Here is a 23,555-nt window from a genome sequence, read left to right on the forward strand (position 1 = left end):
TTCGCTTTAACAAATACCATGACTAAACTTGCCGATCCGTTTAACGTCGTCAAAGAACTCTCCGACGCGGGCGTTTACTATTCACTGCCCGAGTTGGAAAAAAAAGGGGTAGGACCGGTTTCAAAATTACCGGTTTCTATCCGCATTGTGTTAGAGAGCGTCCTGCGCAATTGCGGATCGGCTGGCATTACGGAAGGTGATGTTAAGCGTCTAGCCAACTGGAATGCAGCATCTCCTGCGCTGGAAGAGGTGCCGTTTGTGGTTTCCCGCATTGTCTTGCAGGACTTCACCGGAGTGCCGCTACTGGTTGACTTGGCCGCCATGCGTGACGCCGTCGCTGAGCTGAACCAAGACCCGCAGATCATCGAGCCGCTAGTGCCGGTGGACCTCGTCGTCGACCACTCGGTTCAAGTGGACCGCGCAGGGACGGCAGGCGCATTCGTGGCGAACCTCGACCGTGAGTTCGAGCGTAACCGCGAGCGCTACGAGTTCCTCAAGTGGGGCCAGCAAGCATTTGAAACCTTTAGCGTAGTGCCGCCTGCAATCGGCATTGTGCACCAGGTGAATCTAGAATACTTGGCCCGCGTCGTCTTCTCCAAGGAGATTAACGGCCAGACTGTTCTTTATCCAGATAGCCTAGTCGGCACGGATTCGCACACCACGATGATCAACGGCTTGGGCATCGTTGGCTGGGGCGTAGGCGGCATTGAGGCGGAAGCTGGCATGCTTGGCCAGCCGGTTACTTTCCAGACGCCGGAAGTTATTGGCGTGAACTTGACGGGTATGCTCAAGGAAGGCGTCACGGCAACTGACCTAACGCTTCGCATCACGGAATTGCTCCGCGCGCAAAAGGTTGTCGGCAAGTTTGTTGAATTTTATGGCGAAGGCGCTGCAGCTCTGTCGTTGGCTGACCGCGCGACGATCGCCAACATGGCACCAGAGTATGGCGCGACAATGGGCTTTTTCCCTGTCGACGATAAGTCGCTCGAATACCTACACGCCACTGGCCGCACCGACGAGCAGATCGCAATGATCAAGGCTTACCTGGAAGCTCAGGGACTCTTTGGGATGCCAAAGGCTGGCACGATCGAGTATACGCAAACAGTTGACCTCGACTTGGCGACTATCGTTCCCTGTGTTGCTGGCCCGCGTCGTCCGCAGGATCGCATCGACTTGCCCGCGCTCAAGAGCAGCTTTAATACGATGTTACACGCTCCAGTCGCCGAAGGTGGCTACGGCGTGTCCATTGCCAATGGCAAGCGCACCGCGACGGTTAACACGAGCAAGGATGTCGACCGTTGGCGTGACGAAGGTGGCGCGCTGGTCGCCACTGAGACTTTGCCACAAATCACGCACGGCTCAGTGTTGATCGCTGCGATCACCAGTTGCACGAACACCTCGAACCCGTCAGTCATGCTGGCCGCAGGTCTACTAGCCAAGAAAGCGGTCGAAAAGGGTCTGACGGTTGATTCGACGGTCAAATGCTCGCTGGCTCCGGGCTCGCGCGTGGTGACCGATTATTTGAATGAAACTGGTCTGACCGAGTATCTCGATACGCTGGGCTTCAATCTTGTTGGCTACGGTTGCACGACCTGTATCGGCAACAGCGGTCCGCTGGACCAGTCTGTGGAAGAAGCAATTATGGAAGGCGAGCTCGTTACGGCCTCTGTCCTGTCTGGTAATCGTAATTTCGAAGCCCGTGTGCATGGTTCGATTAAGGCAAACTTCTTGATGTCACCGCCTCTCGTGGTCGCCTTTGCGCTCGCGGGCAAGGTGGATATTGACCTCGATTCCGAGCCGCTTGGCACGGGTGCTGACGGTGAGCCGGTTTATCTGAAAGATATCTGGCCGACTCGCGACGAGATCCAGGCCAACATTCTCAAGGGTCTCAAGCCTGAGATGTTCCGCTCAAAATACGCCGAGCTGAATGAAGCCAACCCACAGTGGAACGAAGTACAGACCTCCACGGGTGCGATTTATCAGTGGGACAAAGATTCGACCTACATCCAGCGGCCGCCGTTCTTCGACGGTTTTGGGATGAAGCCCGGTTCGATTACCGAGTTTAAGGGCATGCGTCCGATGGCCCTTATGGGCGACTCCGTCACCACGGATCACATTTCGCCGGCAGGCGCGATCAAGGCAGACTCCCCAGCGGGTCGTTATCTGATCGAAAAGGGCGTTGAAGTGAAGGAATTCAACAGCTACGGCAGTCGCCGCGGTAATGACCGGGTGATGACGCGCGGCACCTTCGCCAATGTTCGCATTCGCAATGAGATGGCCGAAGGCAAGGAAGGTGGCTACACCAAGCTACAGCCGGACGGTAAGATCGAAGCAATTTACGATGCCGCGATGACCTACAAGGAGCGAGGTGCCGGTCTGATCGTCTTTGGCGGCGCGGATTATGGCATGGGTTCCTCCCGAGACTGGGCGGCCAAGGGTACAGTCCTACTCGGCGTGAACGCAGTGGTCACGAAATCTTTTGAACGTATTCACCGCAGCAATTTGATTGGGATGGGCGTTCTTCCGCTCTGCTTCAAGGATGGCGTGGACAAGGATACACTGGGCCTCGATGGTACGGAAACCTTTGACCTTCTAGGGCTTAGCGACGAAATTAAGCCAAATTCCGAGGCAACACTTGTTATCCATCGAACAGATGGAACGAGCGAAGAAGTGATTTTAGATGTGCGGCTGGACACCCAAGTTGAGATCGAATATTACCGTAACGGTGGTATCTTGACTTATGTTTTGCGGCAATTGCTCGATTAAATACATCAGAGAGCTGATTGATCGTTAAACCGGTTGCATCCGATTTTAGTGATCGATCGTTTATTTCCCAAAACTAAATAATTGAATTCCATGGCCGAAGCAGAGAGCCCAGTTTTTCTCATCGACGCCTATTCTGAGCCGGTGATCTTGCGTATTCAAGGACGCGCAAGTTTTCTTAACTGTGCTCCGGTGCGTGATTTCTTTGACCGGGTAGCTGAGATGGGTAAGCGAAGCGTGGTGATTGATTTCCAGGACTGCACTGGGATGGACAGCACCTTCCTGGGCATTATGGCAGGTGCGGCGCTGGAGTTTCGAAAACTTGAGCCACCGGGCGATTTTACGTTGGTGCGGTTGAGTCAGCGCAATTTGGAGCTGGTGCGTAATTTGGGTCTTCACCGGATTATGAATGTGGAGACCGGCTCCTTCGATATGTCGTTTAATGCTTCCAATACAGAGTCTCTCAGTAATGCGAGTCAGACCGAGCGAGATAATGCGGCTATGGTTCTTAAGGCACACGAATGTCTGGTGGAAGCCGATAGCAGCAATCAGAAAAAGTTCCAAGACGTGCTCTCTTTTCTGCGTTTGCAGGTTGATAAAGACGCACCTTAGAGCAATCGATCGTTAGTAAAACGGCGTTTGGAGCGGAGGGGAATTACTCAAACAACGTTAGGACTTATTATATTTAACTACAAAGATCGCGCGCGAACGTAAAGAGATGCCTTGTTCGTCTCGCGGTCCTTTTTGTGCCCATTTTGGAGTGTATATACGTTCGAAGTCGGTCCAAACATAGATGGCGATTGGTCTCAGGGCCGATCTACAACATTTTTTGAGGCGAGGATAGTTGAATCTCATCTTTTTTAAGGTGTGAATTTGCACTACAAATTAATGGGTATTATACTCTGAACTCGCGCCATATTAGCTTTGCTATAGAACTAGGTGAATGACCTCGCTAGCGAACTGGTGGGAGGGCTTCTGTAGCACTTCCTATCTGCCTCATGAGAACGAATATCCATGGGACCCATCTGTCCTATGGCTTAGTGTCATTGCCAATGGCGTGATCTTCATGGCCTATTGTTCGATTTCGTTTGGATTGTTTTACTTTGTGCGTCGTCGCCGCGACCTGATTTACAAGCGGATCTTTGTCTTATTTGGGCTGTTCATCCTGTGCTGCGCCACGACACACGCCATAGCCATTTTGACGATATGGAAGCCCTACTATTTGTTTGAAAGCATGGTGTTACTGGTGACAGGAGTGGTTTCTCTGGCAAGTGCCATCGTGATGTTTCGTATGATCCCTGAAGCCCTGCAACTGCCCAATCCGCAGGAATTGCGAAAGACAAAACAGGAGCTGGTCAATGAAGCCCGTAAGAAAGCTGATGCTGAGTCTGCCAGCGAAATGAAGTCTCAATTTCTAGCCAATATGTCTCACGAAATTCGCACGCCGCTCAATGGGCTACTTGGCGCAATCGAGCTATTGGGTGACGATCCTGAGCTTCAGGATAAATATCAGACAGAGCTTACCATTGCTCAACAGTCGGGGAAAAACCTAGTTGCTATCATTAATGACATTCTGGATCTGGCGAAAATTGAAGCGGGCAAGCTAGAAATGCGCTGTATTCCGTTCGACGTTAAATTCATAATTTCGAATATTGTGGAGCTATTTCGGATGAAGGCGGAAGCAAAGGGTCTTTTATTGTCCGCAAATTTTTCTTCCGATTTACCTGCCTATGTCTATGGCGATCCGGTGCGTCTTTCGCAGATCGTTACGAACCTTGTCGCGAACGCGATCAAATTTACCGACAAGGGAAGCGTGAAGATTATGGCCCATCTTGAAGAGGTCAAAGACAACTATGTTGGTCTAAGCATTGTTATAGAAGACACTGGTATCGGGATACCGGATAATCGTGTCTCGGAGATTTTTGAAACGTTTCAGCAAGTGCACGGCGAGATAAATGAAGAACGTGGCGGCTCAGGGCTCGGGTTAGCCATTTCCAACCACCTTGCCAAGAAAATGGACGGCGGTATTATGGTGGAAAGTAAACTGGGCGAAGGTTCCACCTTTACGGTGCTTGTCCGCTTGTCTGCTCCGAGTGAGATAGCCACCGACTGTAAAGAAGCTCCTCCCGTTTGGCAGTCTCTGGCACCTCCTCCGGGCAAGTCCTCGCTCAATATTCTATTGGCGGATGATAATGCGTCTAGCCGTCATATTCTCCGCAAGATGCTTTCAGTGGATGGAGTCAATGTCGCTGCAGTTCAAAATGGATTGGATGCGCTGACGGCGCACGACGAGAATGATTTCGACGTAATCATTATGGATGTGCGAATGCCTAAAATGGATGGCATCGCTGCTATCCGCAAAATTCGTTCGACTAAAAAAGATGCTGATAGGCGAATCCCGATTCTCGTTCTGACAGCTTATGCGATGGCAGAGGATCAAGCTCGCGTTATTAGTGCGGGTGCCGACGCTTATTTGGCGAAGCCCTACCAGCGACAAGAATTAATGACCAAGCTTCAGCAGCTTCTGGACTCGCAAGGCAAAGCTAAGATTGGTGCTGTTCGATGACTTGTCTTTGTTCGTTCTTCCGCTCTGGTTGGCCAGAATAAAAGCAACCATGCTAAAATGCTGGAGTTTCTATCTTTGTCCGTAGTAGGCCGATGCTCCATGTTTGCGGAAGAAATGCTTATTACGTAAGTGATCAGGAGCTCCAGTTAAGTCGGGATTCAGAGCGAGACTTTTCAAGGCCATGTCTGCTACGATTTCCAGAGCGCGTGCATTTTCTACGGACTTGTTGGCGGATGTTCCCCATGCAAATGGGCCATGGTGCTGGACCAAAATAGCGGGAATCTCGGTGGGATCCAGATCCGCAAAACGCTCAACGATCACATTGCCGGTTTCCCATTCATAGTCCCCATCGACTTCGTTGACGCTCATGATACGGGTCACGGGGACTGGGCCATTAAAGTAGTCGCAATGAGTCGTGCCCAGGCAAGGCAGGTCGCGGCCAGATTGAGCAAAGGCCACGGCATTGCGCGAGTGTGTGTGAACAACCGAGACGACACCTTGGTCAGCCCAGGCGCAGTAAAGTCTTCGGTGCGTTGGCGTGTCGGAGGAGGGCCGTAGTTCGCCTTCGACAATGCGCCCGTCTAAATCAAGAAGCACCATGTTCTCGGGGGTAAGCGCGTCGTAGTCGACGCCGCTGGGCTTGATCGCGAAAATGCCGCTATCTGGATCCAGCACGCTAACGTTGCCAAATGTGAGGTCGACGAGACCGGTCGCCGGAAGTTTACGATTGGCTTCGTAGCAGGCTTCGCGGATGGCTTGGTAGTTCACGCTAAACCTTTCAGGCCGTAGCTTGTGGCGTTCCAGCGTAGCTCGTTGCGGAATTGCCGCAGGTTCGTATCTTGGTCAATGACCAACGCTTCGATGCTAGCCATTTCGGCAAGCATGAGAAGCTGATCCGTCGTCGTCGAGTAGCTGAAGACTGTGTGGTGGGCACCACCAGCATGAATCCAGGCAGCGGCCCCGGTTTTCAGGTTAGGCATGACTTCCCACAGCACGCGGGCAACGGGCAACTTCGGCAAGGCTTGTTCGGGCGGGTAGGCGACGACTTCGTTAATGAGTAGGCGGAAGCGATTGCCCATGTCGACGAGAGACGCATTGAGCGCAGGGCCGGGCTTACCGTCAAAAACAAGGCGGACGGGATCGTCTTTGCCGCCGATTCCCAGTGGATGAATCTCGCAGCTCGGTTTCTTTGTGGCAATGCTGGGGCATATTTCCAGCATGTGTGCGCCGAGGCAGCGCATGCCGTCAGGTTTAAAATGGTAAGTGTAGTCCTCCATGAAGGAGGTGCCAGCATCCGCGCCGGCATTCATTGCCTTCATGACGCGCAATAGGGCGGCGTGTTTCCAGTCACCTTCTGCGCCAAAGCCGTAGCCATCCGCCATGAGCCGTTGTGCAGGCAGACCAGGAAGCTGACAGAGCCCGTGAAGGTCCTCGAAGGTGTCCGTGAATGCGCCGAAGCCACCGGTTTCAAGGAAAGAGCGCAGCCCGAGCTCGATCTTCGCTGCGGTGCGGAGGCTTTCGTGTCGTTCGCCAGCTTTCGCCAACTCAGGCGCGAGATCATAGTTATCTGCGTAGATGCCGCATAGGTCGGTCACTGCGGAATCCGACACGTCGTTAATAACGCCGACGAGATCACCAATGCCATGGGTATTAACGGAGACGCCAAAGACTCTTTCCGCCTCAACCTTGTCGCCATCGGTTACGGCGACCTGTCTCATGTTGTCTCCAAAACGAACGACTTTGAGAGATTGGAACTCTGCCCATGCTGCCGCTACGCGGGCCCAAGCCGCTAGGTCATTGCGGATTTCCGGATCTTCCCAATGGCCAACGATCACGTGGCGAGCCTGCCCAATTCGCGCGCAAATGTGCCCGAACTCTCGCCCTCCGTGGGCGGACTGGTTCAGGTTCATGAAGTCCATGTCTATGCTTGCCCAGGGGATATCGCGATTAAACTGCGTATGAAGATGGCAGAGCGGCTTCTGCAATGACTTCAACCCAGCGATCCACATCTTGGCTGGGGAAAATGTATGCATCCAGCAGACCATGCCAACACATGCTGGCGTGTTGTTGGCTTCACGGCAAAGTGCGGTGATTTCTTCGGACGTTTTCAAGCATGGCTTGAATACGATTTTGAGCGGTAACGCGTCGCCGGCATTCAGGGCGGTGACGATGGCATAGCTATCGGCATCGACTTGGCGGAGTGTTTCCGGGCCGTAGAGATGCTGGCTGCCTGTGGCTAACCAGAGTTCACGAGAAGAGGTTGTCATGGATGATTTATTCGAAATTTAAGATGTAGTTTGAAACAGGAGCAGCATCGACGGATTCGGGCTTTGAATCGCAAGTTTTCATCGTCGGTTTGCCATCTTTGATGCGTAGCAGTTCCTTCATAACATTGCCCAAGTTGACCACGGATACGCCGCCAAAGGCGTCGTGGACCTTTTCGTAGAGTGCATATATCTCGTTATATATTGCGCGGTTCGCTTCAATCGGCTGGTAGCTTTGGGGGCGTATGTGAGCCATGACGGCTTGGGCGGAGGCGTAGTCGGTATGGACACCTGCCACAACTGAGGCCCCGATCGCTGCGCCCAGTGCACAAGCTTGTGATGAGGCAGTGATTTGCATTTCTCGACCAAGAACATCAGCGTAGATTTGCATGAGCAGCGGGTTTTTTTCCGCAATGCCACCAGCGCACACAACGCAGTCGATTCGCACGCCATAAGCTTCCATGCGCTCAATGATTTTTCGGGCACCAAAAGCGGTTGCTTCGATCAGGGCGCGGTAGATGTCGGCCTGTGTAGTGTGCAAAGTCTGGCCAAGGAGCAAACCAGTGAGCCGCTGGTCAACGAGCACGGTTCGATTGCCATTGTTCCAGTCAAGCGCAAGTAGTCCATGCTGCCCAGGGTGTTGCTTGGTGGCTTCCTGAGTTAGTTTGACGTGGAGACTGGGGCTGCCTTGGCATACGCCTTCCACCCACCACTTGAAGATGTCGCCAACGGCGCTTTGGCCAGCCTCAACGCCATAGCAACCAGGGATGATGGAGCCATTGACGATGCCGCAGATTCCAGGGATTTCCTTAATTTCTTGGTCGGCAGGCATGACTGCACAGTCGCAAGTCGATGTGCCGATGACCTTGACCAATGTGCCGGGCTTTACCCCGCAAGCGATCGCACCGTAGTGGACGTCCATTAATCCCATTGCGATTGGGATGCCAGTAGGCAGCCCCAAGCGATGGGCCCAATCGTCACAAAGATGTCCGGCGGTGGCATCTGAGTTGAGGGCCTTCTCGTAGAGCCGGTGACGCAGGTCAGCGAGCTTTGGATTGAGCATGGCGAGAAATTCCTTGTCCGGCAGGCCATCCCATTCGGGCGCATAAAGCGCCTTATGGCCAGCTGCACAAACACTGCGCTGAATCTTTAAGGGGTCCGTTATCCCGGAGAGAACGCTGGGAATGAAATCGGAAAGCTCGACCCAACTATGCGCCGCGTCGAAGACTTCGGGGTCAACGTTTAGGCAATGCCAAATTTTGCTCCACCACCATTCGGAGGAATATGTATCGCCAGTTCGGGCAACGAATTGTGGGCGGTGCTCCTTGGACAGCGCCGTGATGCGTGCAGCTTCCTCGTGGCTGGTATGATCTTTCCAAAGCCAGCATTGCGCGTTTAGGTTGTCCCTGAATTTCGGGTTGAGCGCGAGTGGTGCGTTCGCTTCGTCAACGGGTAAAGGGCTGGAACCAGTCGTATCGACTCCGATGCCGACAACGCTTTTGGCGCTAAATAGTGGATCGGCTTTCTTTGCCCGTTCGATCGCCTGTCTTACGGAGGATTCCAAGCCCTCCAAATAGTCGCCGGGGTGCTGACGTGCTAAGTTCGCATCATGAGGATCTAGAAGAATTCCTTCTTTGCCCGATGGGTAATGAAGAACGCCTTCGCCGATTTCTGCTCCATCCAAGCAACGTACAACAACGGCCCGCACAGAATTTGTGCCGTAATCAATTCCTAGGGTATAAGCCATCAACCCATAATATGGATTACAGCGGCGGTAAAAAGGCTATTGGGACTTGACAGTCAAGTGTCCGTGAGTCTGTTGACGAACGGTTTGGCCATTAACCCAAGTGGGACCAATGAGGGTTGCGCGCGGAAAGGGGGGAGCGCCCTTATCTCCCCGGTGAATCATACCGATGAGCATATCCATTGCAGTCTGTCCGACAATGTCATTGTGTTGATTCATGCCCGCCCAATTGGGTCGGGATGCCCGCCATTCCAACTGGATGAGTCCAATGTCTTTCGGGACCTTGAGCCCCATGTCTTCTAGCCAAGCATGGACTTCATTGTAGAGCGTGAAAATGACATCAGGCTGCTCTTTCTTCAGCCAATCCTGAAAATGCCGATGATTCTCCCGTGCCTTGGCAACATCAAAAAATGGTTGTATGCGACGGGATTTGGGCAAGACTGTCTGCCCACTTTGATAACCGGCGCTGAATCGGTGTTCGACAAGTTGGTCGATTACGGAATCCAAGACTAAGCCAGGTCTCTGATAGCCAAGTTCCAGCGCTTTTTCAAAAGCGCGCAGAGCCAAAATGTGATGATCAACGCATGAAAATGACAACGTTGGCTCGCGCGTGCGCACGCCGGTAACAACGCAAGGAAACGCCTCGATCACGGGAACGAAGGCTGGCGGTAGTTGATTCTCATTCATCAATCCGACAACTACAATACCGCGTATGCCGCGGGTTTGGAGTATATCTATCCAACGTTGGCCAGACATTGATTGATCGAATAGCCATAGTGAATCGATGGCATATCCGAGCTGTGACGCACGTTCTTTGCAGCCGGTAACGTAGTTGGGAATGGTTGGATGCTCACGAAAGGCGCGGTGGTTTTGATTGCCGTTTATCAGTGCAATGGTAGCGGATACAGAGTCACTCCCTCGCTTGCGCATTTGGGACATGACTTCGCCGAAGACTTGATTGCGGCGATAGCCAAGCTCATTAGCGACGGCCAAAATTTTGTTTCGAGTTTCCTCGGATATCGAGGGATCATGCTTGAGCGCAAGCGAGACAGCGTTTTTTGAAACGCCGATTCGGTCCGCTATTGTCTGCATGGTAACTTTCATCTCAGACGAGTGGCATCACAGCTCGCTATTGCGTTACTAATTACGCACGCGCTGATAAAGAATGCGCCAGTTGGTATCCCGGATACGGGTTAGGTGGCTAATAAGGCGGCGTCGGTATTCGATGTTCTTCTCGATATTGTCCTCGGCTCCAGCGGTGGACTTAAAGTAATCGTAGAAGTGCGTTTTGCTCACGTCGTCTAGATCGCGTTTGGCGAAGTTGATAACGTGCTGAAGAAAGAGCTTGGTCTCGCGCTCGTAGTATTCAGTGCGCTGCTTGCGGTCGCTCATGGCCTCGAGGTAGTCATCATAAAGGCGACGCAACTCGTCATTGTTATAGAATGCAGGCTTGTCTGTGAGGTAATTGTAGATGGCAACGGAGTCGTCGTTGAATTGGCGAACCATGTCATACTGGCGTTGCCATTTGGGCCAGCTAATCTGCTCCCATTGAGTGACGGAATCAATGCGGTAGCCGAACCAGCGGATAATCGCGCCGTCCTTTTCTATGTCGCCGCGAAGAGCTTCTTCTTCGGCAAAATTATCAGGCATATCCTTGCGTACATAGGTGGCCACGGCAATGACTTCGCCAGTGTCCAAGTCAATGATGGGGCTGCCGCTGTTGCCTGGCACGAAGCGGGCATCGATCTCGACACGATCAGGCCCAATGCCAAGCACCTGCCCTTCAACTTGCGTGACGACCCCCCCCCCCAGTTTGTTGCCAGGGACGACGACGCGGTCCTTAATGTGTGTATCTTCCGCAACATTGATTGCAGCCTTCAGGCTACCTTGCGTATTATTGACCGCTATAACTGCGATGTCGTGGCCGATAGCACCATAGATATCCTGAGCGTCCACGGGGTCGCCGTTGACCGTGCGTAGCCGCAACTGACGGTGCCCAGAGAGTACGTGCTGATTGGTCACGATAAAATCACGACCGCGGATATTGCAGAAAAAGCCAGTGCCGACTCCTTTATCGCCTTCGATGACGACAATCGCAGCGAGTTGTTCAGCAGTCAGCAGGGTCTGTTTGGTTTCGGCCTCTACCACTTCTTCCATGACTTGCTCGCCCGGGAGCTTATCGCTGGCTATAGGGGCGAAGATGCTGCCCGATCGGGGTTGTTCTGGTTCAGGAATGGGCTCCGGCTCACTTGGTGTCGGGGTGACCGTTGTTCGGGGCGTTTGGTCGATTTCGGTAACTGTGGCCGCAGGAGCGACAGCCACATTGTCGGCGGGAATGGCGGGGAGGTCGAGTGCCCCAAAGACAATGCCGTTCGGGTCGATGTCAAAAAAGGCCGGGCGGGGCCGGTTGAGCGTTAGTTCCTCTGGAGTGACTTTTACGCCGAACTCAGGCTGGATCAGGGCCGTGACGTTGGCGTATTCTTTTTCTTCCGCACGTTCGGCCATGGTTTTGACAATGGCAACTGGTTCGCGGGTGAGCCAAACGGCAACGTGGGTGCCATCGGAATTTTTCCACACAACTAGGTCTGTGGCCACGCCAGCTAGGTTTTCTTCACCCACCCACCATGCGTCACGAGGGAATTTTCGCTTATCAGTGAACCAGTCGAGTTTACTAGGCAGGGCGTCCTCCAGAGCCTCATTAGAGGCAAGGAGCCATTCTGGCGTGGGGTCGTAGTTGATCAGCAGGTAATTGTTTTCGTGGATTGCGCTGGCGAGCGCTTCTGAGCTTAGGGGGAGGGGGGAGGATGAAAAGTGGTCGGTTGCATGACGCTGTGCGCTCCAGAAATCTACCGAGGTAAAGCTGCGGCCGTGTCCGAAGCTGACGATCTCGTGTCGCAGGGCAAAGGGCTTGCGGGTGAAGGCGGTGGAGAAGAGTTTGTAGCGCTTGGCTCGTGCGGGTCCGTTTTGGCCTTGGAAGAGAAATCCGCCGCCGTTTTCGCTCTCCTCGTAGATGACGATTCGCACGGCACCTTGAGCGCGGTAGGTCGCGCAATTTGCGTAGGTTTCGCGGGCTCGCAAAAGCAATGGCACGCCATCACGGGGTTGATTATAGAGCGTGCGTGCGGTGGGGGTGGGGAGGGTCTCGGTCGAAGTTGGCGCTTGTGCGCGCAACAAAACCGGCAATAGCAGACTGGCCACAACCAAAACTGAGATTAAACGAGACACTGTGTATAGATATCACGAAGCTTTTTAGGTTTGGCAAGCTTCGGTAATAATTGCCGGTTTTTCTGCTTATAAATCCTCTCAAAGGGGGGGGGAGGGACGACATTTGAGTCTTATCTTTGGTAAGTTGGGTAAGATACTAAAAATAAGCTTGCGCTTGCCTTTATTTCGCCTATCGATACCCAACTTTCCTTTCCTTACATGGCTGAAACTCCAGACAACATCTACCACGTTTTCGACCGTATGCTCCCGCGAGCAGATCGTGAGGCGGCGCTTAAGCAGCGTTCGCATGTGTTTTGGTTGTTTGGGTTGAGCGGCTCGGGTAAGAGCACGCTGGCGCTGGCGCTGGAGCGGGAGCTGTTTAAAGCGGGGCGTTTTGCCCAAGTTCTCGATGGTGACAACATCCGCAGCGGGCTCAACCGCGACCTTGGCTTTTCCGACGCAGATCGCTCCGAGAACATCCGCCGCATTGCCGAAGTCGCGAAGCTATTTGCGCAGGCGGGTGTGGTCACGATTACGTCGTTTATTTGTCCGAAAGAGGAGCTCCGGGCGTTGGCGCGGGAAACCATTGGCGCGGACGATTTTTCCGATATTTACGTGAAGGCCAGCTACGAACGCTGCCAGGAACGTGACCCCAAGGGACTTTATAAGAAAGTGCAGGCCGGCCAGGTAAAGCAGTTTACCGGCAAGGACAGCGGATTTGAAGAACCCACCGCGCCTGCACTGATCATCGACACCGAAAACGAAACCATTGAACAAAGCGTCCAAAGGCTGCTCGACTATGTGCTGCCGCGCGTGGAAGCATAAACCTTTCTCATGGAAAACCACCACAGTTATCAGGTAAACCACCTCAAGCAACTTGAGTCCGAGGCGATCTACATCTTGCGGGAGACCGCTGCGCAGTTTGAAAAGCCGGCGCTGCTCTTTTCGGGCGGTAAGGACTCAATCGTCATGGCATGGCTGGCACGCAAGGCCTTCTATCCGGCCAAGCTGCCTTTCCCGCTTGTTCACGTGGACACTGGCCATAATTTCCCCGAGACGATTACCTACCGCGATCAGTTTGTGGCGGACATTAAGGCGAACCTCATCGTTGGCTCCGTGCAGGAGTCCATTGACCAAGGCCGCGCTGTGGAAGAAAAGGGGGCCAAGGCTAGCCGCAACGCTCTGCAGACCGTGACCCTGCTCGACACGATTGAGAAAAATGCCTACGATGCCTGCCTTGGTGGTGGTCGCCGAGACGAAGAAAAGGCTCGCGCCAAGGAGCGCTTTTTCTCGCACCGAGATGAATTCGGTCAGTGGGACCCGAAAAATCAGCGACCCGAGCTTTGGAATATCTTCAACGGCCGTAAGCTACAGGGTGAGCACTTCCGTGTGTTCCCTCTCTCCAATTGGACCGAGATGGACGTATGGCAATACATTAAGGCGGAGAAAATTCCACTGCCTAATCTATACTTTGCCGATGAGCGTCCGGTCTTCACGCGTGATGGCGTGACACTTGCGCAAACGGACTTCATTACGCTGCTGCCGGAAGAAGAAGCCAGCAAGCGTATGGAGATGGTCCGCTTCCGCACTATCGGCGACGCGACTTGCACGGGTGCCGTTCGCTCCAACGCGAGCACGATTGACGATATCATTGAGGAAGTCGCCGCCGCCCGCCAAACCGAACGCGGTGGCCGCTCCGACGACAAGCGCTCCGAAACCGCGATGGAAGACCGTAAGAAGCAGGGTTACTTCTAAGCCTGGGCTGCACGAACGACTTTTTTATTTAATTTCTATTTTTCAATTTCATGAGTGAAGAACGCGGATACTTAGACATGGACTTGCTCCGTTTTACGACGGCGGGTTCGGTGGACGACGGCAAGAGCACGCTGATTGGTCGACTGCTTTACGACTCGAAGAACATTTTCGAAGATCAGATGGAGGCGATGGAGCTGAGCTCGAAGTCGCGCGGCGATGAGCACGTTAATTTGGCGCTGCTGACCGACGGTTTACGCGCCGAGCGCGAGCAGGGCATTACAATTGATGTGGCCTATCGCTATTTTGCCACGCCGAAGCGCAAGTTCATCATCGCGGACACGCCGGGGCATATCCAATACACGCGCAACATGGTGACGGGGGCCTCCACGGCCAACCTCGCCATTGTTCTGATTGATGCGCGCAAGGGCGTGATTGAGCAGACTTGCCGACACGCGTTCATTGCGAGCCTGCTGCGCATTCAGCACGTCGTGATTTGCGTTAACAAGATGGACCTCGTCGACTGGAGCGAAGAAGTTTACGAGCGGATCATAGGCGACTTTAAGAAATTTGCCTCGCGCCTGGATAACGTCGTCGAAGTGACCTTTATTCCGATCAGTGCGCTCAAGGGCGACAACGTGGTCGATAAGTCCAAGAACATGGACTGGTACCAAGGCCCGACGCTCATGTATCATCTGGAGCATGTTTACGTGGGCCCGGACGCCAACCACATCGATGCGCGCTTCCCCGTACAGTGGGTGATCCGTCCAATGTCCAACGAGTGGCACGACTTCCGGGGCTATGCAGGCCGTGTGGCTGGTGGTGTTTTCAAGCCGGGTGACGACGTCGTGGTACTGCCCAGCGGTTTTACGACCAAAATTAAAGCGATCCACACAATCGACGGCGAGATTCCCGAGGCATTTAACCCGCTGTCGTGCACGATCACGCTGGAAGACGAGATCGACATTTCACGTGGTGACATGATCGCCAAGCCGAACAATCAGCCCAAGATTGATCAGGATATTGAGGCCATGGTTTGCTGGTTCTCCGACAAGAAAAAGCTGAAGGGCCGCGAGAAGTATATCATTCGCCACACCACCAAGGAAGCCAAAGTGATCGTGAAGGACATTCGCTACAAGGTGAACATTAACACGCTGCACAAAATCGACGACGATCTGGAGCTATCGCTCAACGACATCGGCCGTATCTGCCTGCGCACGTCCTCTCCACTGTTCTATGATAGCTATTCGCGTAACCGCCAGACAGGCAGCTTTGTGCTCATCGACGAGTTTACCAACGAGACCGTTGCCGCAGGGATGATTCTGTAAGAGTGCTTGGCGCAAATCTTTTCGGTTAGTATCAATTCCGGATTCTGACCAAGAGCGCTGCGCCAGATACTGGCGCAGCTTTTGCATAGACTTGCTGGGCTGTCTGAATTTAGCTGATAGCTGATGGCAACCCCTTGGCAAATATCGGTGGACACTGGCGGAACGTTCACCGATCTTATTGGTGTGGATCCCAATGGCCGTGCTCAGCGCGCCAAGGTGCTGTCCAACGCCAGCTTGCGTGCGCTGGTAGCGGGTAAATCGGGTGGTGGCTGGCTAAAGCTGAATGCCAGTTGGGGCCTGCCGGATGGATTCTTTAAAGGCTTTTTGGCCACTTTTCCCGGAGGCGAATCGCTGAGCGTGCTTGACTACCGAGCGCGTGACAAGGCGATGCTGCTCGATATGCATGGCCGCCTGCCGCCGGGCTCGATGATCGAGCTATCAACTGGGGAAGAGGCCCCTATCCTCGGTGCCCGAGTGATGACGCGGACTCCGGGTGACCAGCCACTGCCGCCAATGAATCTCCGTCTTGGCACTACGCGCGGGACGAATGCACTCCTTGAGCGGAAGGGGACTAAGACGGTGCTTTTTGTCACTGAGGGATTTGGCGATTTATTGGCGATTGGGGATCAGCGACGTCCCGACCTCTTTGCGTTGAATATCGAGAAGCCGGTACCGCTCATCAGTCAGGCGATTGAGGTGACGGGCCGTCTCGATGCCGATGGCAAAGAAATTGTTTCCCTGAAGCTAGACCAAACGTTGTGGGACCAAGTGAATGCTGTGCGCGCATCTGGTTGTAAAGCCGCCGCTGTCGCGCTGTTGCATAGCTACCGTAATCCAGTACATGAGCAGGCTCTGGCGCAGTTTTTGGCCGAAGCTGGTTTTAAGGTAGTGACGCTTTCATCTCAGATCGCGCCGTTTATTAAGCTGCTCCCCCGTGCGCAAACCGCCGTTGTCGACGCCTATCTCAGCCCGGTTATGAACACCTATCTGAATCAGGTGCAATGTGCTTTGGGTAGTGGCCGGCTCCGTGTGATGACCAGCGCGGGTGGCCTCGTGGCGCGCGAAAGTTTTCGCGCGAAGGATGCTCTATTGAGTGGGCCAGCGGGCGGCGTGGTTGGTGCTGTTGCTAGTGGCCAGCAAGCGGGCTATCCCCGTGTCATCGCTTTTGATATGGGCGGTACGAGCACCGACGTTTCCCGCAGCGAAGGTGATTTTGATTATCGCTCCTCGCATCGCGTGGGTGACGCATCCATTCTCGCACCCGCCTTGAAAATTGAAACCGTGGCCGCAGGCGGAGGTTCGATTTGTGGCTGGGACGGGCGCAAGCTTTTCGTCGGGCCGGACAGTGCGGGCGCACATCCAGGGCCAGCTTGCTACGGAGCTGGTGGCCCGTTGACGGTGACGGACGTGAACTTACTGCTTGGCCGAGTGTTGCCTGAAGCCTTTAGCATCCCAGTATATCCTGATCATGCGTCTAAGGCGGCGGATGCCATTGCGTGTCAAGCGGACATCCCCCAGGCAGAGTTGTTAACCGGTTTTCTGCGCATAGCCAACGAACGTATGGCGGCCGCGATCGAAACGATTTCTGTGCGAGAGGGTTACGACCCACGCGAGTATGCGCTGGTGGCTTTTGGTGGTGCTGGTGGTCTGCATGCTTGTGCCATTGCGGACGAACTCGGAATGGATACCGTGCTCTTTCCGCCGCACGCGGGCATCCTTAGTGCGTATGGTATCCAGCAGGCGAGGGTGGAGCGTATCGGCGAACGTCAGGTGATGCGACCACTGGTGGAAGTTCAACTTACACTAGGCTCACAGTTAAAAGAGTTGGCCGCTGAATTGCGTTGCGAGATGCAAGCTGAAGGATTGGCTGAAGCGGATTTAGAAGTTCGGCAGCAGCGTGTGACTTTGCGATTGGATGGGCAAGAGTCCACCTTGACGATTGACTACGCGATGTACCTTGCAGCGGCTTTTCAGCGCGAATACGAACAGGTGTTCGGTTATTTCCCACAAGGCCGAAGTATCGAAGTCGTTGCATTACAAGTGGTGATTTCGACTGCTGACGTTGTCTTGCCGGATGAAGTTTTCTCGAAGACACCCGCTGAGTTGTCACTGCGTGGGCAGGTACGTGAGGGCTTTGCCGAGATGGCGATCTTATCACGAGATGAACTGCCAACAGGGGCCTCGTTGGACGGCCCAGCCATTATTTACGATGAGACTTGCACCTTGTTCATCGAAGCACAGTGGCGTGCGGTTATCGGCTCAAACAGGACACTTCGCATGGAACGAAAGTCACCCGCCGTGCGTGGTGCTGCAGTGGCGGAGGCCGTGGCTCGCGAACTCTTCACCAACCGCTTCCGTCAAGTGGTCGATGAGATGGGGGTGCAGCTTGAGCGTACTGCGGTTTCGACCAACGTGAAGGAGCGTCTCGACTTCTCTTGTGCATTGCTTGATGGTCAGGGGCGACTGGTTGCCAATGCTCCGCATATCCCGGTCCACCTCGGCGCGCTTGGGCTTTGCGTGCGCACAATTGCGCAGCAGATAAGTCTGTCTTCTGGGGATGTAATCGTGACGAACCATCCGGGCTATGGTGGGTCGCATTTACCCGACGTCACGGTGATCACGCCGGTATTTTACAAAGGACGGCTCATAGCCTACGTGGCTAATCGCGCACATCATGCTGAGCTGGGGGGGATACGTCCGGGTTCCATGCCGCCGAATGCAACTTGCTTGGCTGAAGAAGGTGTGGTGATTCCTCCCATGTATCTTTTCCGCGCTGGCGAGAGCCAGATGAATGGACTTGAAGCCTTGCTGCGCAACGCTCCGTATCCTTCGCGAGCTGTAGAAGACAACATTGCAGATCTTAATGCGCAGGTTGCGGCGAATCGACGTGGCGAAAAGCAGGTATTGGCTTTGGCGAAAACGTATGGTGCCGATGCGATTGAACATTATATGCAGTCGTTGTTGGATTTTTCGACGGAAGCACTACGTTCTGCGTTATCCGCGCTTCCGGCTGTATCGCGAAAGGCGGTATCTGTGCTGGACGATGGCCAGGAAATTCATGTTTCGCTGGAGGCTCAGGAAGGAGCATTAATCATTGATTTCGCGCAAACGTCGAAATCGCATCCAGGTAATCTCAACGCCACACCTGCGATCGTCTCAAGTGCGCTGATCTATGTGCTGCGACTGCTCGTAAGCGAAGACATTCCGCTCAACGAAGGGTTACTGGTACCAGTGAGCGTTAAGCTGCCGCGCTGCTTTTTGAACCCTGAATTTCCGGATGATCCACGTGAAGCGCCGGCGGTGGTTGGTGGTAATGTGGAGACGAGTCAACGCGTGGTTGAGTGCTGTTTGCGCGCGTTGGGTATTGTGGCGGATAGCCAAGGCACGATGAATAATTTCATCTTCGGCAACGATACATTGAGCTACTACGAAACGATTGGGGGGGGGGCAGGTGCGAGCAACGGGTATGAGGGCGCTTCGGGCGTGCACACGCACATGACAAACACTGCGATTACTGATCCAGAAATTTTGGAGCGTCGTTATCCGTTGCGCTTGTGGCGTTTTGCATTGCGAGTAGGTTCGGGCGGTTGTGGGCGCTGGCGTGGGGGCGATGGACTTGTGCGCGAAGTGGAGTTTTTAACTCCAGTTTCGGTTTCTTTATTAACGCAGCATCGTGCTCGCGGTCCGCGTGGTCGACAGGGAGGGGGGGATGGTGCACCAGGTCGGCAAGTCCGCATGCGGTTAGATGGCCATCAGGATATCTTGTCGGCAAGTGTGGACTATGAAGCACAGGTGGGGGAGCGTTTATGCATCGAGACACCGGGGGGGGGAGGCTTTGGCGCATGATTCCGACAGCTATCATTTCTCATCCGGACTGTGCGTTGCACGATACTGGTAGTTATCACCCGGAGCGTGCTGAGCGCACGCAAGTAGTGGTTGATGCATTACAACGCTTTTTTACCGGGAACGAATTGCTTTGGCTTGAAGCTGAGCCAGCGGCATTGAAATGGATTGAAACCGTGCATGACGCGGCTTACGTGCGGCAAGTCGAGGAAGTATGCTTGCGGGGAGAATCGGTGCTGGATCGCGGGGATACGCAGGTTTGCGAGGATTCCTTTGCGGTTGCTCGTTTGGCTGTTGGTGCTGGGTTGATGGCGGTTGACGTAGTGATGCAGGGTAGGGCAAAGAACGCCTTCAGCGTTATGCGTCCACCGGGACACCACGCAGAACGAGCGGAAGCGATGGGTTTTTGTTTGTTTAATAACATAGCGATTGCTGCGCGATATGCACAACAGCGGTACGGCTTGTCTCGAGTCGCAATCATCGACATTGATGTGCATCATGGAAACGGTACTCAATCCGCGTTTTATCGTGATCCTACAGTGTTCTTTGTGAGTTTTCACCAATACCCGTTTTATCCGGGGACAGGTATGAAACGAGAGATCGGAGATGGGCCAGGCGAAGGCTTTACGCTGAACATCCCTTTAGTGGCAGGCGCATCTTACGCTGAGTACTTAAGCGACTGGCAGACGCAGGTGTTACCTGCTTTACAGCGCTTCTCGCCCGAGCTCATCCTTTTATCGACGGGCTTCGATGCGCACGTAGATGACCCTCTGGCCAATCTTAATTTGAATGATGCGGACTACCACGAGCTTACTCGCCTGATCAATGACTTTGCTTTGCAAAGTTGCGATGGTCGGTTGGTCTCGATAATGGAAGGTGGCTATAGCTTGGATGCATTGGCACGCGCTTCGATTTGTCATGTGCGTGCGCTTTGTAATGGAAAGTAAATAGGTGTTTTTAGAGCTGACTTTGCAGAGCAAAGTGAAACTCATATGATGGTTTAGTAACTTTATGGTTGATATTTACTCACCAGATTGCTAACTAGCATGTTTAGCAGAGGGTATGATACTCTCTCAAGTATTCTAAAGTGATCCCCATCCGCTTCCAGAGCGCACCCCGAAAAAGGGTTTTAGGATTATGCAGTCAGCATAGTCTAGAGGGAGTCGCCGCCCAAAAAAATCATGCGTGGGTTATGAATGCAAAGACTAACACTCTTTCGGCCGCAGGTGATTTATGGAAGACGGTGAGTGAAATTTCTCTCGAGCTGACGACGTGTTTCATGACGTTGCGTCAGTTCCTTGTTTTATCTCTCCAGCCAGTGAGCGTGAGTCGTAATAAGACGCGCTTGTTGGAAGGGGAGGCGCTACAAACCAGATAAGGACTAACCCAATCATGGCTACGAAAAAAGCAGCAACGAAGAAGGCGGTCAAAAAGACCACCAAGAAAGCGGCCAAGAAGGCCATTAAAAAACCAGTCGCCAAGAAAGCGGCTGTTAAAAAAACCGTAAGAAAGGCTCCGGTCAAAAAGGCTTCTGTGAAGAAAGCTCCGGTGAAGAAGAAAGCGGTTAAAAAGGTCGTCAAGAAAGCGGTGAAAAAAGCTGCGAAAAAGGTGACCAAGAAAAAGGCAGCTCCTAAGGCAGCCAAAAAAGCGGTAAAAAAGGCGGCTAAGAAAGCTCCGGTTAAAAAGGTTGCCAAGAAAGCGGTGAAAAAAGCCGCGAAGAAGGTGACCAAGAAAGCCACGAAGAAGGTGGCAAAGAAAGCTATCAAGAAAGTGGCGAAGAAAAGCGTGAAAAAAGCCCCTGTGAAAAAGGCTCCGACCAAAAAGGCGAAGTCTAAGAAAAAGAAGTAAATTCCCCAACGCGTAGCCGCGCGCTTAATCCTTTCGCGTCCGGTCACTTTGGCCGGGCGTTGAAAAGGGTTGCTTTGCGTAGCGGGATGCTGACACTCCGATGCCTAAAAACTTATCGGAATATTTCATGTCAGCATCACAGACAATCTTATCTCCCTGGGCACGTAACATCTCTCCGTCTCCAACCCTTGCGGTGGACGCCAAAGCCAAGGCTCTCAAAGCCGAGGGTAAGGACGTTTGCGGGTTTGGTGCGGGTGAGCCCGACTTTGACACGCCGGAATTTATCAAGGAGGCATGCCATGAAGCATTGCGCCGCGGTGAAACCAAGTATGCGCCAGCAGCTGGCATTCCCAAGCTGCGTTCTGCGTTGGCGGAAAAATATGTCCGGGACAATGGTATTGCTGGTGTTACCGCAGAGCAGGTAGTTGTTAGTCCGGGTGGTAAATTTTCTTGTTACCTGGCGATTTTGGCCGTTTGCGGACCAGGTGATGAAGTTATCATCCCGGCTCCATATTGGGTGAGTTATCCCGAAATGGTAAAATTGGCGGGCGCGACACCCAAATTCATCTTTGCTGGGGACGATCAAGGCTTTAAGATTACACCTGAGCAACTAAAGAAAGCCATAACTTCTAAGACTCGACTGGTCGTGCTTAACAGTCCGTCGAATCCAACAGGTGCAGTCTATACTAAAGCTGAGATCGAAGCCATCATGGCGGTCGCGGTTGAGGCCGATATATATGTGATGTCGGATGAGATCTATGAGCATTTGCTCTATGATGGTGTAGAGTTTGTTTCACCCGCAAGCCTGAGTGCCGAAGCTGCCGCTATTACTATTACGGTGGCAGGGTTTTCCAAAACGTTTTCGATGACTGGCTGGCGTCTTGGAACGCTGATGGCTCCTAAGCCGATTGCCAAAGCGGTTGCCGACCTACAGAGCCAGACTTCATCTAATGCGACAACATTTGCTCAATGGGGAGCGCTTGCTGCAATGGAGAAGCCGGACGAGGCGAAGCGTGCTGTTGCAGCGATGCTGGAGGTGTTTGACCGTCGCCGTCTAAAGTTGCTTGATGGCTTGAACGCGATTGAAGGTATTCAATGCGACCGAGCACAAGGGGCATTTTATTTATTCCCTAACATTTCCTCCTTTGGGCAGAACTCCACGGACTTTTCGTCGAAGTTACTTGAGGATGAGCTGGTTGCCGTTGTGCCTGGCGTTGCTTTTGGGGCAGATGATTACGTTCGATTGTCCTATGCGACGTCAGATACGATCATTGAGAAGGGGTTGGAGCGTCTGACGCGTTTTTGTCGGGCGCTTTAGTGTCGCTTCATCTCTTTAGTAATCGACAATTGGAATGAGATCCAGCGACTAAAGGATTTTCCTAAGTCTCTGGGGGGTGATTATTGACTGCCCTGAAAGCCTTTTTGCTAAATGCCCTGACGCTATTTACGTCAGGGCATTTTTTCAGTTTTTGAGTGCCCTAGCTGGAAGGATTGCTTTCTCGAGTAGTGAGTGTCATCGGAGGGTTAAGAATGTAAGTTAAACAGGTCGGTCAATTCAGCCCATTCGCTGTCGGGGTCCGCGCTGATACGCGCGATTTTATCATCCATGCCAGCCCATTCTTCTTCGGTGCAGAGTTCATAGCTATGGCCCCAAAAGTAGAATACTCCACATTCGGATGCTTTTGCTTGCTCGTATAGTGACCAGAATTCTTTGTTTAGAAAATGGCAATCTGCGTGGAAGAACATCGGGTCTTTTGGCACCCAGCACGGCGTTGCGTTTTTTGTTGTGCGGGCGTAGCAATGACCGGCTTCGCGGACGACTTCCGCGGTGGCTGCGTCACAATCACCATAGGGATAGACAAAGCCGTGTATTGGCTGTTGGAACCAGTCCTGTAAAATCTTGCGTGCATCGAATACTTCCGAACGCCAGTCTTCCAGCGGTATCTCCGTCGGCCGTGGATGGCTCATGCTGTGGTTGGCGATGGTGAAGCCCGTGTAGACCTCGGCCAGTTCGCTACGGGCTAGGCGTTGAATTGTCTTACCCCATTTTTCGCTATGGCCGCCTTTCCGCTCAGCCTGATGCGTTTGCGGATTCAAATTAAAGGACGCTTTGGCAGCATGCTTGCGCAGTATTTCGATGAGGCGGATGTCGTCATTGACGCCGTCATCCCAGCATTGAACGATTTTCATAGGTTTCGATGGATTGAATTTAGCTACGTAGAAGCGGCATCATGCTGCTTACT

The 23,555-nt window shown here is 53.2% G+C and carries 16 protein-coding genes; 10 read left to right on the forward strand and 6 right to left on the reverse strand.

The annotated features are described in order from the left end of the window. The first annotated feature begins 18 nt into the window (after positions 1-18). The 3 genes from acnA to IE065_RS05340 all read left to right on the forward strand — a co-directional run bounded on the left by acnA (position 19) and on the right by IE065_RS05340 (position 5,329). A complete protein-coding gene (gene acnA / locus IE065_RS05330) occupies positions 19-2,766 on the forward strand; it encodes an aconitate hydratase AcnA (protein WP_189512613.1) in 2,748 nt (915 codons plus the stop codon). Positions 2,767-2,856: 90 nt separating this feature from the next. Continuing rightward, positions 2,857-3,375 (forward strand): STAS domain-containing protein, encoded by a 519-nt coding sequence (locus IE065_RS05335; RefSeq protein WP_189512616.1) that lies wholly within the window; start codon positions 2,857-2,859, stop codon positions 3,373-3,375. 331 nt (positions 3,376-3,706) lie between these two features. After that, positions 3,707-5,329: a response regulator gene (locus IE065_RS05340; RefSeq protein WP_189512619.1), complete on the forward strand. Its 1,623-nt coding sequence runs from the start codon at positions 3,707-3,709 to the stop codon at positions 5,327-5,329. Between the two features lie 69 nt (positions 5,330-5,398). Here IE065_RS05340 and araD read toward each other — a convergent pair whose 3' ends face one another. From araD to IE065_RS05365, 5 genes are read right to left on the reverse strand one after another with little or no spacing between them, the layout of a single operon-like run. After that, a complete protein-coding gene (gene araD / locus IE065_RS05345; RefSeq protein WP_189512622.1) occupies positions 5,399-6,097 on the reverse strand; it encodes an L-ribulose-5-phosphate 4-epimerase AraD in 699 nt (232 codons plus the stop codon). Continuing rightward, positions 6,094-7,596, reverse strand: coding sequence for an L-arabinose isomerase (gene araA / locus IE065_RS05350; protein ID WP_189512625.1), 1,503 nt, complete (start codon positions 7,594-7,596; stop codon positions 6,094-6,096). Before araA ends, araD begins: the two co-directional genes overlap by 4 nt. A gap of 7 nt (positions 7,597-7,603) precedes the next feature. Beyond that, a complete protein-coding gene (locus IE065_RS05355; protein ID WP_189512628.1) occupies positions 7,604-9,340 on the reverse strand; it encodes a ribulokinase in 1,737 nt (578 codons plus the stop codon). 36 nt (positions 9,341-9,376) lie between these two features. Then, positions 9,377-10,429: a LacI family DNA-binding transcriptional regulator gene (locus IE065_RS05360; RefSeq protein WP_189512631.1), complete on the reverse strand. Its 1,053-nt coding sequence runs from the start codon at positions 10,427-10,429 to the stop codon at positions 9,377-9,379. A 48-nt stretch (positions 10,430-10,477) separates the two neighbouring features. Next, on the reverse strand, positions 10,478-12,562 hold the full coding sequence (locus tag IE065_RS05365) for a S1 family peptidase (protein WP_189512634.1): 2,085 nt from the start codon (positions 12,560-12,562) through the stop codon (positions 10,478-10,480). A gap of 198 nt (positions 12,563-12,760) precedes the next feature. Here IE065_RS05365 and cysC point away from each other — a divergent pair, with 198 nt between their 5' ends. The 7 genes from cysC (at position 12,761) to IE065_RS05400 (ending at position 22,630) form a co-directional block, all read left to right on the forward strand. After that, a complete protein-coding gene (gene cysC, locus IE065_RS05370) occupies positions 12,761-13,366 on the forward strand; it encodes an adenylyl-sulfate kinase (protein WP_189512637.1) in 606 nt (201 codons plus the stop codon). 9 nt (positions 13,367-13,375) lie between these two features. Next, positions 13,376-14,296: a sulfate adenylyltransferase subunit CysD gene (gene cysD, locus IE065_RS05375; protein ID WP_189512640.1), complete on the forward strand. Its 921-nt coding sequence runs from the start codon at positions 13,376-13,378 to the stop codon at positions 14,294-14,296. A 50-nt stretch (positions 14,297-14,346) separates the two neighbouring features. Next, complete coding sequence (locus IE065_RS05380; protein ID WP_200163273.1) at positions 14,347-15,621, forward strand: sulfate adenylyltransferase subunit 1; 1,275 nt, start codon at positions 14,347-14,349, stop codon at positions 15,619-15,621. A gap of 123 nt (positions 15,622-15,744) precedes the next feature. After that, positions 15,745-19,467 carry a hydantoinase B/oxoprolinase family protein gene (locus IE065_RS05385; RefSeq protein WP_189512643.1) on the forward strand — a complete coding sequence of 1,241 codons (3,723 nt, stop codon included), beginning with the start codon at positions 15,745-15,747 and terminating at the stop codon, positions 19,465-19,467. Further along, complete coding sequence (locus IE065_RS05390; protein WP_200163274.1) at positions 19,428-20,411, forward strand: histone deacetylase family protein; 984 nt, start codon at positions 19,428-19,430, stop codon at positions 20,409-20,411. The genes IE065_RS05385 and IE065_RS05390 overlap by 40 nt, the downstream gene beginning before the upstream one ends. A gap of 445 nt (positions 20,412-20,856) precedes the next feature. Continuing rightward, entirely contained in the window at positions 20,857-21,312 is a 456-nt protein-coding gene (locus IE065_RS18350) for a hypothetical protein (RefSeq protein ID WP_189512646.1), read from the forward strand. 127 nt (positions 21,313-21,439) lie between these two features. Next, positions 21,440-22,630: a pyridoxal phosphate-dependent aminotransferase gene (locus IE065_RS05400; RefSeq protein WP_189512648.1), complete on the forward strand. Its 1,191-nt coding sequence runs from the start codon at positions 21,440-21,442 to the stop codon at positions 22,628-22,630. 206 nt (positions 22,631-22,836) lie between these two features. Here IE065_RS05400 and IE065_RS05405 read toward each other — a convergent pair whose 3' ends face one another. Then, positions 22,837-23,502, reverse strand: coding sequence for a polysaccharide deacetylase family protein (locus IE065_RS05405; RefSeq protein WP_189512651.1), 666 nt, complete (start codon positions 23,500-23,502; stop codon positions 22,837-22,839). Between the last annotated feature and the right edge of the window lie 53 nt (positions 23,503-23,555).

Origin of the sequence: Cerasicoccus arenae (genome assembly GCF_014651635.1) — a bacterium.
GTDB classification, from domain to species: Bacteria; Verrucomicrobiota; Verrucomicrobiia; order Opitutales; family Cerasicoccaceae; genus Cerasicoccus; species Cerasicoccus arenae.

Coding starts and splice junctions, on each gene's coding strand:
- IE065_RS05380 (WP_200163273.1), top strand. CDS start 14,347: ATGAGTGAAGAACGCGGATACTTAGACATGGACTTGCTCCGTTTTACG.
- acnA (WP_189512613.1), top strand. CDS start 19: ATGACTAAACTTGCCGATCCGTTTAACGTCGTCAAAGAACTCTCCGAC.
- IE065_RS05400 (WP_189512648.1), top strand. CDS start 21,440: ATGTCAGCATCACAGACAATCTTATCTCCCTGGGCACGTAACATCTCT.
- IE065_RS05355 (WP_189512628.1), bottom strand. CDS start 9,340: ATGGCTTATACCCTAGGAATTGATTACGGCACAAATTCTGTGCGGGCC.
- IE065_RS05405 (WP_189512651.1), bottom strand. CDS start 23,502: ATGAAAATCGTTCAATGCTGGGATGACGGCGTCAATGACGACATCCGC.
- IE065_RS05335 (WP_189512616.1), top strand. CDS start 2,857: ATGGCCGAAGCAGAGAGCCCAGTTTTTCTCATCGACGCCTATTCTGAG.
- cysC (WP_189512637.1), top strand. CDS start 12,761: ATGGCTGAAACTCCAGACAACATCTACCACGTTTTCGACCGTATGCTC.
- IE065_RS05390 (WP_200163274.1), top strand. CDS start 19,428: ATGCATCGAGACACCGGGGGGGGGAGGCTTTGGCGCATGATTCCGACA.
- araA (WP_189512625.1), bottom strand. CDS start 7,596: ATGACAACCTCTTCTCGTGAACTCTGGTTAGCCACAGGCAGCCAGCAT.
- cysD (WP_189512640.1), top strand. CDS start 13,376: ATGGAAAACCACCACAGTTATCAGGTAAACCACCTCAAGCAACTTGAG.
- IE065_RS05340 (WP_189512619.1), top strand. CDS start 3,707: ATGACCTCGCTAGCGAACTGGTGGGAGGGCTTCTGTAGCACTTCCTAT.
- IE065_RS05385 (WP_189512643.1), top strand. CDS start 15,745: ATGGCAACCCCTTGGCAAATATCGGTGGACACTGGCGGAACGTTCACC.
- IE065_RS05360 (WP_189512631.1), bottom strand. CDS start 10,429: ATGCAGACAATAGCGGACCGAATCGGCGTTTCAAAAAACGCTGTCTCG.
- IE065_RS18350 (WP_189512646.1), top strand. CDS start 20,857: ATGGCTACGAAAAAAGCAGCAACGAAGAAGGCGGTCAAAAAGACCACC.